The 13,089-nt window shown below is 64.5% G+C and carries 12 protein-coding genes; 8 read left to right on the forward strand and 4 right to left on the reverse strand.

The annotated features are described in order from the left end of the window. Positions 1 to 51: 51 nt before the first annotated feature. The 8 genes from htpG to U5A52_RS26945 all read left to right on the forward strand — a co-directional run bounded on the left by htpG (position 52) and on the right by U5A52_RS26945 (position 8,628). Positions 52 to 1,965, forward strand: a complete 1,914-nt coding sequence (gene htpG, locus U5A52_RS26910) for a molecular chaperone HtpG (protein ID WP_321914739.1) — start codon at positions 52 to 54, stop codon at positions 1,963 to 1,965. Between the two features lie 123 nt (positions 1,966 to 2,088). Continuing rightward, positions 2,089 to 2,739 carry a chorismate--pyruvate lyase family protein gene (locus tag U5A52_RS26915; protein WP_321936810.1) on the forward strand — a complete coding sequence of 217 codons (651 nt, stop codon included), beginning with the start codon at positions 2,089 to 2,091 and terminating at the stop codon, positions 2,737 to 2,739. An 18-nt stretch (positions 2,740 to 2,757) separates the two neighbouring features. Then, positions 2,758 to 3,252 carry a DNA-deoxyinosine glycosylase gene (locus tag U5A52_RS26920; protein ID WP_321936811.1) on the forward strand — a complete coding sequence of 165 codons (495 nt, stop codon included), beginning with the start codon at positions 2,758 to 2,760 and terminating at the stop codon, positions 3,250 to 3,252. Positions 3,253 to 3,365: 113 nt separating this feature from the next. After that, a complete protein-coding gene (locus U5A52_RS26925; protein ID WP_321936812.1) occupies positions 3,366 to 3,986 on the forward strand; it encodes a hypothetical protein in 621 nt (206 codons plus the stop codon). Between the two features lie 259 nt (positions 3,987 to 4,245). Continuing rightward, entirely contained in the window at positions 4,246 to 5,181 is a 936-nt protein-coding gene (locus U5A52_RS26930; protein ID WP_321914735.1) for a spermidine synthase, read from the forward strand. 312 nt (positions 5,182 to 5,493) lie between these two features. Beyond that, the gene (locus U5A52_RS26935; protein ID WP_321914734.1) at positions 5,494 to 5,730 is read left to right on the forward strand and encodes a DUF3311 domain-containing protein; all 237 of its coding nucleotides are present in this window, start codon (positions 5,494 to 5,496) and stop codon (positions 5,728 to 5,730) included. Next, positions 5,727 to 7,277: a monocarboxylate uptake permease MctP gene (gene mctP / locus U5A52_RS26940; protein WP_321936813.1), complete on the forward strand. Its 1,551-nt coding sequence runs from the start codon at positions 5,727 to 5,729 to the stop codon at positions 7,275 to 7,277. Before U5A52_RS26935 ends, mctP begins: the two co-directional genes overlap by 4 nt. Before the next feature lie 226 nt (positions 7,278 to 7,503). Continuing rightward, on the forward strand, positions 7,504 to 8,628 hold the full coding sequence (locus U5A52_RS26945; protein ID WP_321936875.1) for an FUSC family protein: 1,125 nt from the start codon (positions 7,504 to 7,506) through the stop codon (positions 8,626 to 8,628). 33 nt (positions 8,629 to 8,661) lie between these two features. On the opposite strand, the gene U5A52_RS26950 is transcribed toward U5A52_RS26945, so the two are convergent. From U5A52_RS26950 to U5A52_RS26965, 4 genes are all read right to left on the reverse strand, one after another. Next, positions 8,662 to 9,087, reverse strand: a complete 426-nt coding sequence (locus U5A52_RS26950; protein WP_321936814.1) for a VOC family protein — start codon at positions 9,085 to 9,087, stop codon at positions 8,662 to 8,664. 265 nt (positions 9,088 to 9,352) lie between these two features. Further along, complete coding sequence (gene tal, locus U5A52_RS26955) at positions 9,353 to 10,312, reverse strand: transaldolase (protein WP_321936815.1); 960 nt, start codon at positions 10,310 to 10,312, stop codon at positions 9,353 to 9,355. 232 nt (positions 10,313 to 10,544) lie between these two features. Beyond that, entirely contained in the window at positions 10,545 to 11,771 is a 1,227-nt protein-coding gene (locus tag U5A52_RS26960; RefSeq protein WP_321936816.1) for a benzoate/H(+) symporter BenE family transporter, read from the reverse strand. A gap of 112 nt (positions 11,772 to 11,883) precedes the next feature. Next, positions 11,884 to 13,056, reverse strand: a complete 1,173-nt coding sequence (locus tag U5A52_RS26965; protein ID WP_321914728.1) for a VWA domain-containing protein — start codon at positions 13,054 to 13,056, stop codon at positions 11,884 to 11,886. Between the last annotated feature and the right edge of the window lie 33 nt (positions 13,057 to 13,089).

Consider the following 13,089-nt stretch of genomic DNA (forward strand, 5'->3'; position numbering starts at 1 on the left):
GCGGCCATCAATTTGTCAGACCAGAACTGCAACGAAAGAGGACTCTCGACCATGGCACAAGAAACCATGAGCTTCCAGGCAGAAGTGAAACAGCTTCTGCACCTGATGATCCATTCGCTGTACAGCAACAAGGAAATCTTCCTGCGCGAGCTGATCTCGAACGCATCGGACGCGGCGGACAAGCTGCGCTTCGAGGCGATCGCGAACAGCGCGCTCTATGAAAACGATCCGAACCTGCGCATTCGCGTGGGCTTTGACAAGGACGCGCGCACCATCACGATCGACGACAACGGCATCGGCATGAGCCATGACGAAGCCGTGTCGAACCTCGGTACGATCGCGCGCTCGGGCACGAAGGAATTCTTCGGCAAGCTCTCGGGCGACCAGCAGAAGGACGCGGCGCTCATCGGCCAGTTCGGCGTGGGCTTCTATTCGGGCTTCATCGTCGCGGACAAGATCACGGTGGAAAGCCGCCGCGCGGGCCTGACGGCTGCCGAAGGCGTGCGCTGGACGAGCGCGGGCGAGGGCGAATTCGCCGTCGAGACGATCGAGCGCGCGCAGCGCGGCACGACGATCACGCTGCATCTGCGCGAAGGCGAGGACGAGCTGCTTTCCGCCTGGAAGATCAAGTCGATCATCCAGAAGTATTCGGACCACGTCGGCCTGCCCATCGAGATGAAGAAGGAAGAATGGGACGCCGAGAAGAGCGAGATGGTCACGAAGGACGAGTACGAGACCATCAACCAGGCGAGCGCGCTGTGGACCCGTTCGAAGAGTGAGATCAGCGACGAGCAGTATCAGCAGTTCTATCAGCACCTCGCGCACGACCATCAGAATCCGCTCGCGTGGACGCATAACCGGGTGGAAGGCCGCAGCGAATACACGCAGCTGCTCTACGTGCCGTCGCATGCGCCGTTCGACATGTGGAACCGCGACCACAAGAGCGGCCTGAAGCTGTATGTGAAGCGCGTCTTCATCATGGACGACGCCGAGCAACTGCTGCCGAACTATCTGCGCTTCGTGAAGGGCGTGGTCGATTCGAGCGATCTGCCGCTCAACGTCTCGCGCGAAATCCTGCAGGAAAGCCGCGACGTGAAGGCGATTCGCGACGGCGTGACCAAGCGCGTGCTCTCGATGCTCGAAGAAATGGCGGGCGCTGTTACGGACGCCGAAGCAAGCGAAGAGGACAAGGCGAAGTACACGACGTTCTGGACCGAGTTCGGCCAGGTGCTCAAGGAAGGCATTGGCGAGGATCACGCCAATCGCGAGCGTGTGGCGAAGCTGGCGCGCTTTGCGTCCACGCACAACGACACGAACGAGCAGACCGTCGCGCTTGCCGATTACGTTGCGCGCATGAAGCCCGAGCAGACGAAGATCTACTACGTCACCGCCGACACGTGGCAGGCCGCGAAGAACAGCCCGCATCTCGAAGTGTTCCGCAAGAAGGGCGTGGAAGTGCTGCTGCTCACGGACCGCGTGGACGAGTGGATGCTCTCGTTCCTGAACGAATTCGACGGCAAGCCGCTCGCGAGCGTGGCGCGTGGCGACCTCGACCTCGGCGCGCTCAACGACGAGGAAAAGCAGCAGCAGGAGAAGGTGAGCGAGGAACTCAAGCCGCTCGTGGAGCACATGAAGGAAGCGCTCAAGGACAAGGCCAAGGACGTGCGCCTCACGTTCCGCCTGACCGATTCGCCCTCGTGCCTCGTGGCCGACGAAGGCGACATGAGCGGTTATCTGCAGCGCATGTTGAAGGCGGCGGGGCAGCAGGCTCCGCAGATGCAGCCGATTCTCGAAGTGAACCCGGAGCATCCGCTCGTGAAGGCGCTGCGCACCGATAGCGCGGACTTTGGCGACTGGTGCAATCTGCTGTTCGATCAGGCGCTGCTGGCGGAAGGCGGCGCGCTGGAGGATCCGGCGAGTTTCGTGAAGCGCACAAATGCTCTGCTGATGGGGCGTGCTGGCTAAGGCCGAAGCCGCAACAGCAGCGGTGCATGACGAGACCCCTTGTGGCTGCCCGCCGCAAGGGGTTTTTCTTTTGTCCGCCCCGCTCGCAGCGAACTGAAATCCTCGCGGCCTATAATGCGCGCCATGCCTCTCCGATTCGATGCCGCTAACGCGCACTGGCGCGTCACGCCCTTGCCCGCCTTGAGCGCCGACCAGAAGGACTGGCTCACGCGCGGCGGTTCGCTCACGGCGCATTTGCGCACGCTCGGACGCGTGGTCGTGCGCGTGACGCGCGAAGCCGTCGATATGCCGTGGTCCGACGAATGCGCCGCGCTCGGCCTCGCGCCCCGCGAGCGCGCGTGGGTGCGCGAGATCGTGCTCGAAGTCGACGGCGTGCCGTTCGTCGCCGCGCACAGCGTGACGCCGCTCGCCGCGAGTCATGGCGTGTGGCAGGCCATGCGGCGCCTGCGCACGCGGCCGCTCGCGGAGCTGCTCTATAGCGATAGCGGCGTGGCTCGCTCGGCGCTCGTGAGCCGGCGCGTGAGCGCGCGGCATCCGCTTTACGCGCTCGCGGCGCGTGAGATCGCGGCCGAGCCGGCGCACGCGCGGTTCGTCGCGCGCCGCTCGGTGTTCGAGCGCGCAGGCGCGCCGCTACTCGTGACCGAATGTATGCTGCCCGCGCTATGGTCGCGTCTCGCGAGCGCTCCGCTCACCCAGGAAACCGGCGTGCATCTCGGCCGCGAGCGCGGCCCGCTCGATCACACGGCCTCGCGCGCGCATCACGCGCCGCGTTGAACGTCGCGCCCTGTTGCCATGACCTTCAAGACCTGCTTCGATCCCGTCGTCGATGCGCATACGCGCGTGCTCATTCTCGGCAGTCTGCCGGGCGAGGCGTCGCTTGCACATCAGCAGTACTACGCGCATAAGCAGAACAAGTTCTGGCATCTGGTGGGCGAGGTGATCGGTCGTAATCTGGTCGACATGGACTATGCGGCGCGTCTCGATACGTTGCTCGAAAACCGCTTTGGGTTATGGGATGTGGTCGCTCAGGCTCGTCGCGCTGGAAGCCTCGATAGCCAGATACGAGACCATGCAGCCAATGATTTGATTGCGCTTATCGAGGCGTTGCCGAATCTGACGACCATTGCCTTCAATGGCGGGACGGCAGCGAAGATTGGCGTGAAGGCACTTGGCGAGTGTGGCGATCGATATCGGCTGCTTCGCCTGCCGTCGAGCAGCCCGGCCCATGCCTCCGTTCCGTACGCGGAAAAGCTCGCCGTTTGGCGACAACTACGACAGTCGATTTGAACGGGCATTGATCGCGATCGAAGCGCCATGACGAGGCCCAGTTTTGCAAGGCTTAAGGTTTTATGTCCTATGCCGATATTGCACTGGAGACGTCATTCATTTAAGGAGGAGTGGTGCTTCGTTTCGTCTTTGCATTTTTGCTCGCCGGCCTGCTTGCAGGTTGCAATACGACGCTGCATGTCGAGAAACCGGACCCAGCTTCGGGCTTGTATTCCACCCACACCGAACTGAAGCCCGCCGATATTCGTGTAGCGGAGAAGTTTGATCCGGCTTACACGCAGATGGTCTATCTGAAGATCAACGCGGAAAATCCGAATCCACGATTTGTCGATTTTTTTGTGGCGGCCCTTAAGGATATGCATGTCTTCAAGCAGGTCGTGACGAAGGATGACTTGCAGGCGATCGTTATTGAACGCAACCTGGGCGGCAAGGTTCCGAGTGTGTCCGATCTCGTTGGACTCAATAACCTCAGCAAGGAGATCGGTCCGTTCCTTATCGTCGAGCCCAATGCGGTGTTCAAGGGCGGCTACAACTTCGAGGGAACGCTGAAGGCGATCGACGCCAGCACCGGAAAGACCGTTCTGCTGATCGATATGACCGCTTTCAACATGGCAGGACTGGATGATCCGTTGTTTCACCCGATGCTGAATGGATTCATCAACTGGACGCGCAATCAGCCGGTCGCGCCGGACGCGTCAAAAACCGCACAGCAGCCAAACGCTGCGAAGCTTTAACGGCTTGGGCGAACGTCGGTGTCTGCCGCAGAACCGACGTTCGAATGTCAGCGCGAAAGCGACGGTCGAAACGGCGCCCTGCGCGCCTATGAGCGCTGGCACATACAGGTGTAAGCGCGCAGCCACTTAGCCGCGCTAGTGTCTGGTCCCGCGCGCGAAGTGGCCGCCAAATCAGGCCCGAAGCGCCACGAATGCTATGCTCTCGGTCGCCCGGGCAGATGCCCCTGAATTTGCGACCCCACAGCAAGCGATTTTCCACATGACGACTCTCATCAAGCGCGCCTCCGCCGAGGCCCGCGCATTCAAGCAATCCGGCAACGCGACGCAATCGGGCGAGCCCGCGGGCAAGACCGCGAAGGTCACGAAGCGCCCGCGCCGCGCAGCCGCTGCAGCCGCCGACGATCTCGACAACGCTCCGGTCATCGAAGCGCCGCGCAAGCCGCGTTTCGCGCCGGTCACGTTCTCGGAAGAGAGCGGTGTGCGCTATCTCCACTTCGGCACGGAGTGGGTGCAAGGCGCGATGCGTCTTTCGAAGCCGCTGCACATCGAACTCGAATACGCGCAGCAAATGATGGCGTGGCTGCTCTTTATCGCCACGCCCGAGCGCATCGTGCAACTGGGTCTGGGCGCGGCTGCGCTCACCAAGTTCGCGCATCGCTATCTGCGTCCGGCCAAGGTCGAGGCGATCGAGCTGAATCCGGCGGTCGTCGTGGCCGCGCGCACGATGTTCGAGCTGCCGTACGACGACGCGCGTCTCACCGTGCGCGAACTCGACGCGTGGGACTTCGTGCAGGACCGCGCCAATCACGGCACGATCGGCGCGCTGCAGATCGACGTGTACGACGCGACCGCGCGCGGCCCGGTGCTCGACAGCGTGGCGTTCTACCGCGCCGTGCGCGCGTGCCTGACCGATGCCGGCGTCGCGACGATCAACCTGTTCGGCGACCACCCGAGCTTCGTGCGCAACATGAAGCGCCTGAATGAAGCCTTCGACGGCCGCGTGATCGCGCTGCCCGAAGTGCACGAAGGCAATCGCGTGGCGCTCGCATTTTCGGGCCCGGCGCTCGAAGTCACGTACGAGGCCCTCGAAAAGCGTGCGCGCCTGCTCGAGAGCAAGCTCGGCCTGCCGGCGCACCAGTGGGTGAAGGCGCTGCGCGAATCGAGCGGCCAGAACGGCGCGACGTTCTCGATCTGATCCGCGCGAACGGCGGCAACGCCGTTTCAGCACAGAAAACCGGCCTCAGGGCCGGTTTTTTTTCGCCCGCACCAGGCATCCGCGGACGATTTCCTGGACCTGGCGCAAGCCGTTGGCTCTTGACAACGTCCTCGAAATTCGGGTCCGCCCTGCTTGACCGTGCGGCGTGGCCTCGATACTCTTTTCAGCGCTTTCGGGGACCTTGCGGGCTATCCGTCTGTGAGGCCATCGGCCGCTATACGCCAGACGGGCCGGACGGCGGACCGCGAACAGAGCAACGCCGCATAACTACATAAGCAACGAGGAGACGTCATGGCTCACGACGCCGACGCCGGAAAATCAAGCAAGCATTGGCTGTGGCTTCTGCTGCTGCCCTGGATCGCGATGGTCTGGGTGCCGTCGTACAACAAGATCGAACCCACTCTGTGGGACTTCCCGTTTTTCTACTGGTATCAGCTTCTCTGGGTGCTGATTAGCGCTGCCATTACCGCGCTCGTCTACTTCAAGACGAAGACTCGCCGCAAGGGCGATGCAGGGGGCGCGCAATGAACGTTACAGCAACGATTGTCTTTATCCTGTTCTTCCTTGGCGTCACGGTTCTCGGCTTCGTGGCCGCGCACTGGCGCAAGGGCGACCTCGCCCACCTCGAAGAGTGGGGCCTCGGCGGCCGCCGCTTCGGCACGATCGTCACATGGTTCCTGCTCGGCGGCGACCTCTACACCGCATACACGTTCATTGCCGTGCCGGCGCTCGTATTTGGTGCGGGCGCAACGGGTTTCTTCGCGCTGCCGTACACGATCCTGATCTATCCGTTCGCGTTCGTCGTGTTCCCGAAGCTCTGGGCCGTCGCGAAGCGCCATCAATACGTCACCTCGGCCGACTTCGTAAGCGCGCGCTATGGCAGCCGCATGCTCGCGCTCGCCATCGCCGTGACGGGTATCGTCGCGACCATGCCGTATATCGCGCTGCAGCTGGTGGGTATCGAAGTGGTGATCGGCGCGCTTGGCTTCGACACGACGGGTTTCGTCGGCGACCTGCCGCTCATCATCGCATTCGCGATTCTCGCCGCGTACACGTACACGTCGGGCCTGCGCGCGCCGGCCATGATCGCGGTGGTGAAGGACATCCTCATCTACATCACGATCATCGTCGCGATCATCGTGATTCCCGCGCAGATGGGCGGCTTCGGCCACATCTTCGGCGCGGTGCCGCCGGCCAAGCTGCTGCTCAAGTCGCCGGATGCCGCGAGTTTGAACGGATATAGCGCCTACGCGACGCTCGCGGTGGGGTCGGCGCTCGCGCTGTTCCTGTACCCGCACTCGGTCACGGCGATCCTGTCGTCGTCGTCGGGCAACACCATCCGCCGCAACATGGCGATGCTGCCCGCGTACTCGCTCGTGCTCGGTCTGCTCGCGCTGCTCGGCTACATGGCGCTCGCCGCGGGCGTGAAGGACATGCCGGAATTCGCGCCGTACTTCAAGGCCTTCGGTCCGAACTTCGCGGTGCCGGCGCTGTTCCTGCACTTCTTCCCGTCGTGGTTCGTGGGCGTGGCGTTCGCCGCTATCGGTATCGGCGCGCTGGTGCCCGCCGCGATCATGTCGATTGCAGCGGCCAACCTGTACACGCGTAACATCCACAAGGAGTTCATCAACCGCAACATGAATCACGAGCAGGAGACCAACATCGCCAAGCTGGTCTCGCTGATCGTGAAGGTCGGCGCGGTGGCGTTCATCCTGGGCCTGCCGCTCACGTACGCGATCCAGCTGCAGCTGCTCGGCGGTATCTGGATCATCCAGACGCTGCCCGCCATCGTGCTCGGTCTCTACACGCGCATGCTCGACTACCGCGGCCTGCTGGTGGGCTGGGCGGTCGGCATCGGCACCGGCACGTGGATGGCCATTTCGCTCAAGCTCGCAGGCTCGATCTTCACGATCCACCTGTTCGGCATGGCGATTCCGGGTTACGCCGCGGTGTGGTCGCTGATCGTGAACCTCGTGGTCTCGGTTGTCGTGTCGGCGCTCGTGCATCTGGTTGGCATGCAGAAGAGCCAGGACCGCACGCGTCCGGAAGACTATCTCGACGTCGTCGAGGGCTGATCCGCTCGGTACACTTCGGCCCGGCGCGCACCGCCGGTCCGGACTTGCCGACAATGCCCGCAACACTTAGTTGCGGGCATTTGTTTTTCTGGTGCACGATGGCGGCTGATTTGGCTCACGTCCAGCCCGCGCCATGGCCCCATCCGAAACCGAATCCCGCTCCCGGTCCGCGCACAGCGGCGCGCGACGCGTGCGCACGCCGCGCCGCCGCTCGCGCCTCGCGCGCATGTGGCGTGCGCTGACGTCGCCGTACTACCGCTACCGCAATGCCAAGGTGATACACAGCGTGCGCGTGGGCCTCGCCATGCTCGCCTCGATTCTCGCGACCTCGGGCATCGATATTCCGCATGGCATCTGGGCGTCGGTCACGCTGCTCGTCGTGATCGGCGGGCTGCAGCACCAAGGCAACATCCGCAAGAAGGCCGCCGAGCGTGCGCTCGGCACGATGCTGGGCGCAGTGATCGGGCTCGTGCTGATCGTCGTGCAGGCCATCACGGGCTCCGTGCCGCTTACCTACGTGCTGATGTCGCTCGTGGCGGCCGTGTGCGGGTACTACGCCATTGGCAAGCCGGGCTACGTCGCCCTCCTTGCCGCCATCACCATGTGCATCGTCGCGGGGCATGGCGACAACCTCATCGATACGGGCCTCTGGCGCACGCTCAACGTGATTCTCGGCATCGTCATCGCGCTCGTGTTTTCGTTCGCCTTGCCGCTGCACGCCACGTATTCGTGGCGCTACAGCCTCGCCGACAATCTGCGCGAATGCGCGCGCGTGTACGCGCAGGTGGCGAGCGGCGTGCACGTCGATTCGGACGACCAGGTGCAGACCTTCATGCGCCTGAACGCACGGCTCGTGCAGCTGCGCGCGCTGATGCCTTCGGTGGCCAAGGAGATCGATGTGCCGCTCGCGCAGCTCGAACAGGTGCAGCGTTTGCATCGCTCGCTCCTGAGCGCGCTGGAGATGCTCTGCACCGGCACGGGCAGCTACGAGCAGTCGCTCGTGCGCGAGGCGTTCGCCGAGCGCAGCGAGACCGTGCGCCGTGCGCTGCTCGCCACGGCACGGGCGCTGCGATTTGGCGGCGGGCGCCACCCCGAGGCGGCGCAGCAGGCGCTGCGCCCGGTTGCGGCATGGGTGGACGGCGGGGCAGAGGACGATACGGCGGCCGAGGCGGGCGCGGGCGTCCATGAAGGCATGCCGGAGGCGCCGCAGGGCTGCCAGGAGCCGCAGATGCAGGGGCCGTACTGGCTCAGCCTGCGTGTGGAGGAGCAGGTGGAGCGCCTGCGCGCGCTCCTGCTTGAAACCGAACCGCGCTGGAACATCGAGCGCGCCGCGACGCACCGCATGGTGTGACGCCGGGCGCGCAACGCCGGCTGCGGCGCGGGGTCAGGCGGCCTGGTCGTGCGGCGCCGTGACCATCCACGGCACGCCGAACTTGTCGGTCAGCATGCCGAAGCCAGGCGACCAGAAGGTCTTCGCAAACGGCATCGTGACCGTGCCGCCTTCGGCCAGCGCGTTGAAGTAACGCTCGGCCGTGGCGACGTCGGGCCCGGTGAGCGAGACGCCGAAGCCGAGGAACTTGTCGTTCTGCGTCATGCAGCCGCCGTCGGACACCATGATCTGCGCGTCGCCGATCTGGAGCGTCGCGTGCATGATCTTTTCGGCGAGTTCGGGCGGCATGGGGCGGGCGGGGTCCGGCGGCGCTTCCTTGAAGCGCATCTTGATCACTTCCTTCGCGCCGAGCGCTTCGCCATAGAAGGCGATCGCTTCGTCGCAATTGCCGGGGTAAAAGAGGTAGGGCTGGATTTGCATCGTCGGTTTCCTTGCGGACGGGACGTTGGCCGGCCGGTTATCGTGCGCGGGTAGGCACGGGGCCGGATCATGCGGCGGGTTGCACCGCTGCCCTGATTCTAGGCGCGCGCCTGGGCATTACCGAGCGATGTGTCGTCAGGGTTTGCGAGAGCGCAGACGGGAACGGACGTTGCTCGCCCGCACGCAACAGAAAGGGCCGCACATGCGGCATGTGCGGCCCTCGGTCATCGATGGTTCGATGCGCTCTGCATGGAGCGCCGGCGCGTTACTTCGCGCGCAGCTCTTCGATCATCTTTTCGAGCTTGATCGCGTCGGCGGCGAACGCGCGGATGCCTTCCGCGAGCTTCTCGGTCGCCATGGCGTCTTCGTTGAGCTGGAAGCGGAACGACGGCTCGTCCACGGCCACGCGCTCGATCTTCGCGTCCTTGAACGCTTCCGGCGAAAGCTTGCGCTCGACCTTCTCGGTGCTGTCCTGGAGCTTTTGCAGCAGGTCCGGGCTGATGGTGAGCAGGTCGCAGCCGGCCAGCTCGACGATCTGGCTCGTGTTGCGGAAGCTTGCACCCATCACTTCGGTCTTGTGGCCGAACTTCTTGTAGTACGCGTAGATCTTGCGCACCGACTGCACGCCCGGGTCGTTCGCGCCGCCGTCCTTCGCGTCGTCCCAGTCGGCGCCCTTGGCCTTCTTGTACCAGTCGTAGATGCGGCCCACGAACGGCGAGATCAGCTGCGCGCCCGCTTCGGCGCACGCGGCGGCTTGCGCGAGCGAGAAGAGCAGCGTCATGTTGCAGTGAATGCCGTCCTTTTGCAGCGCTTCGGCGGCGCGAATGCCTTCCCAGGTGGAGGCGAGCTTGATCAGCACGCGCTCGCGGCCGATGCCGGCCTGCTTGTACAGGTCGATGATGTGGTGGGCCTTGTCGATCGACTTTTTCGTGTCGAACGAGAGGCGGGCGTCGACTTCGGTCGAGACGCGGCCCGGAATGATCTTGAGGATTTCGGTGCCGAACGCGATCAGCAGATGGTCGATGATCGACTCGAGCGATTCGCTCGCGTGATCGCGTACGGTTTTTTCGAGCAGCGGACGGTACTCAGCTTTCTGGACCGCCTTGAGGATCAGCGACGGGTTGGTCGTCGCGTCCTGCGGCTTGTACTGCACGAATTGCTGGAAGTCGCCCGTGTCGGCGACGACGGTGGTGTACTGCTTGAGCTGGTCGAGTGCGGTAGTCATGTCAGGCCTTGTGGGCGCGTGCGCGCCTGCATCGGTGAGAGTTGAACGGCCGGTGCGCTTCAGGCGTGAACCTGAGGCGCGCCGGGCGGAACGCGAAATGGCGCTGCGCCGTTGCGGCCCGGCACGCGCGGATGGACGGCAGACGCGCGTGCAGCCGGATCTGGCGCATTTGCCGCGCGTTTGGGCGCGGCTGACTTCATTATTTTATGGCGGAATCGCCTGGTGTTGCGTTTCACGCGCGCCGCGCATTCAGCACGAACTGCGTGATCACGCCCGCCACGAGCCCCCAGAACGCCGCGCCGATGGAAAGCAGCGTGAGCCCGGAGGCCGTCACCATGAAGGTGATGAGCGCGGCTTCGCGCTCCCTCGGGTTCTGCATGGCGTTGGTGAGGCCGCTCATGATCGAGCCGAACAGCGCGAGCGCCGCGATCGAGACCACGAGCGCCTGCGGGAACGCCGCGAACAGCGCCGCGATGGTCGCGCCGAAGGTCCCGGCGATCAGATAGAAAATGCCGCACCACACGGCCGCCATATAGCGCTTCGTGCGGTCTTCGTGGGCGTGCGGGCCGGTGCAGATCGCCGCGGTGATGGCGGCAAGATTCACGCCGTGCGAGCCGAACGGCGCGAGCACGAGCGAGGCCAGGCCCGTGGTCGCGATGAGCGGCGACGAGGGCGCGGCCGTGTGGTCGTAGCCGTCGGCGCGCAGCACGGCGATGCCGGGCACGTTCTGCGAGGCCATCGCCACGACGAAAAGCGGAATGCCGATGCTCACCACCGCCGTGAGCGAGAACGCCGGCATCGTGAACACGGGCTTGGCCACCGCCACGCGGAAATGGCTGAAGTCGAGCAGACCGAGCACGGCAGCGGCGGCGATGCCGATCACGAGCGTCGCGACGATCGCGTAGCGCGGCACGGCGCGCTTCACGATCAGGTAGCCGAAGAACATCGTCAGCACGAGCGGGGTTTGCACCTGCGCGGCGTGGAAGATCTCGATGCCGATCTCGAACAGGATGCCCGCGAGCAGCGCCGCCGCAATGCCCGCGGGAATGCGCTTCATGAGCGTGTCGAACCAGCCGGTGAGGCCCACGGCCGTGAGCAGCACGGCGCACACGATATAGGCGCCGATCGCCTCGGCATAGGGCACATGCGGCAGCGAGCTGATGAGGAGCGCCGCGCCCGGCGTGGACCACGCGACCACGATGGGCGCGCGAAACCACAGCGACAGTCCGATGGTCGTCAACGCCATGCCGATGGAAAGCGCCCAGATCCACGAGGAAATCTGCGCGTCGGAAAGATGCGCCGCCTGGCCGGCCTGGAACATCAGCACGAGCGAGCTGGTGTAGCCGGTCATCATCGCGACGAAGCCGGCCACGATCGTGGCGACCGAGGTATCGGCGAAGGGCCGCAGCGGTCCTGGCCTGAACGTCGTGGGCAGGTCAGGGGAGGAGGGGGCGGTCATGCAGGTGGTCTCCAGATTTTGCGTAGGTATGGCGACATCGGGCGGCGCGGCCTGGTCACACTCAGGCAACGCGCCGCCTCGAAAGAGCGGAAAGGGGCGGGAGTGCGGGCGCCTATTTGCTCAGCACGCGCATGGCCGTTTCGAGCCCGGCGACGGTGAGCGGATACATGCGGTGGCCGAGAATCTCGCGGATGATCGACACCGACTGGCGGTATTCCCATAGTCGCTCGGGTTCGGGGTTGAGCCAGGCGAAATGGGGGAACTGGTCGGCGAGACGGCGCAGCCACACGGCGCCCGCTTCGGGGTTGTTGTATTCGACCGAGCCGCCCGGCTGCAGCACCTCATACGGGCTCATGGTGGCGTCGCCGACGAAGATCAGCTTGTAGTCGGGCGTGAACTTGTGCAGCAGGTCCCACGTGGGCGTGCGCTCGGCGTGGCGGCGGCGATTGTTCTTCCACAGGTAGTCGTACACGCAGTTGTGGAAGTAGTAGAACTCGAGGTGCTTGAATTCGGCTTTGGCCGCCGAGAACAGTTCTTCCGTGCGCTTGATGTGATCGTCCATCGAGCCGCCCACGTCGAGCAGCATCAGCACTTTCACGTTGTTGTGGCGCTCCGGCACCATCTTGAGGTCGAGCCAGCCCGCGTTCGCGGCGGTGCTGCGGATCGTGTCGCCGAGATCGAGTTCTTCGGCGGCGCCTTCGCGCGCGAAACGGCGCAGACGGCGCAACGCGACCTTGATGTTGCGCGTGCCGATTTCGACCTGGTCGTCGTAGTCGCGATACGCGCGCGCGTCCCACACTTTCACGGCGCTGCGCTGGCCGCCTTCGCCGCCAATGCGGATGCCCTCGGGGTTATAGCCGCCATGGCCGAAGGGCGAGGTGCCGCCCGTGCCGATCCATTTGCTACCGCCTTCGTGGCGCTCCTTCTGTTCCTCGAAAAGCTCCTTCAGGCGCTCCATGAGCTTGTCGAGCCCGCCCATGGCTTCGATCTGCGCGCGCTGCTCGGGCGTGAAGTCGCGCTCCAGACGCTTCTTGAGCCAGTCTTCGGGTATCTCGAAGGCGAGTTCGGACTTCTTCTCGATGCCGCGAAAATACGCACCGAACGCCTGATCGAAGCGGTCGAAGTATTGCTCGTCTTTCACGAGCGTCATGCGTGCGAGGTAGTAGAAGTCGTCGAGCGAGGGCGCGATCACGCGCGCCTTGAGCGCTTCGACGAGCGTGAGGTACTCCTTCACGGAAACCGGCAGCTTCGCGTCGCGCAGCGTGTAGAAGAAGTCGATCAGCATGCGGTGTCTCCGGCTTTCGCGCGCGGGGTCCTG

The organism is Paraburkholderia sp. J8-2, from assembly GCF_905220195.1.
Lineage (GTDB): Bacteria > Pseudomonadota > Gammaproteobacteria > Burkholderiales > Burkholderiaceae > Paraburkholderia.

Coding starts and splice junctions, on each gene's coding strand:
- U5A52_RS26930 (WP_321914735.1), top strand. CDS start 4,246: ATGACGACTCTCATCAAGCGCGCCTCCGCCGAGGCCCGCGCATTCAAG.
- U5A52_RS26960 (WP_321936816.1), bottom strand. CDS start 11,771: ATGACCGCCCCCTCCTCCCCTGACCTGCCCACGACGTTCAGGCCAGGA.
- U5A52_RS26915 (WP_321936810.1), top strand. CDS start 2,089: ATGCCTCTCCGATTCGATGCCGCTAACGCGCACTGGCGCGTCACGCCC.
- U5A52_RS26965 (WP_321914728.1), bottom strand. CDS start 13,056: ATGCTGATCGACTTCTTCTACACGCTGCGCGACGCGAAGCTGCCGGTT.
- tal (WP_321936815.1), bottom strand. CDS start 10,312: ATGACTACCGCACTCGACCAGCTCAAGCAGTACACCACCGTCGTCGCC.
- htpG (WP_321914739.1), top strand. CDS start 52: ATGGCACAAGAAACCATGAGCTTCCAGGCAGAAGTGAAACAGCTTCTG.
- U5A52_RS26920 (WP_321936811.1), top strand. CDS start 2,758: ATGACCTTCAAGACCTGCTTCGATCCCGTCGTCGATGCGCATACGCGC.
- mctP (WP_321936813.1), top strand. CDS start 5,727: ATGAACGTTACAGCAACGATTGTCTTTATCCTGTTCTTCCTTGGCGTC.
- U5A52_RS26935 (WP_321914734.1), top strand. CDS start 5,494: ATGGCTCACGACGCCGACGCCGGAAAATCAAGCAAGCATTGGCTGTGG.
- U5A52_RS26945 (WP_321936875.1), top strand. CDS start 7,504: ATGTGGCGTGCGCTGACGTCGCCGTACTACCGCTACCGCAATGCCAAG.
- U5A52_RS26950 (WP_321936814.1), bottom strand. CDS start 9,087: ATGCAAATCCAGCCCTACCTCTTTTACCCCGGCAATTGCGACGAAGCG.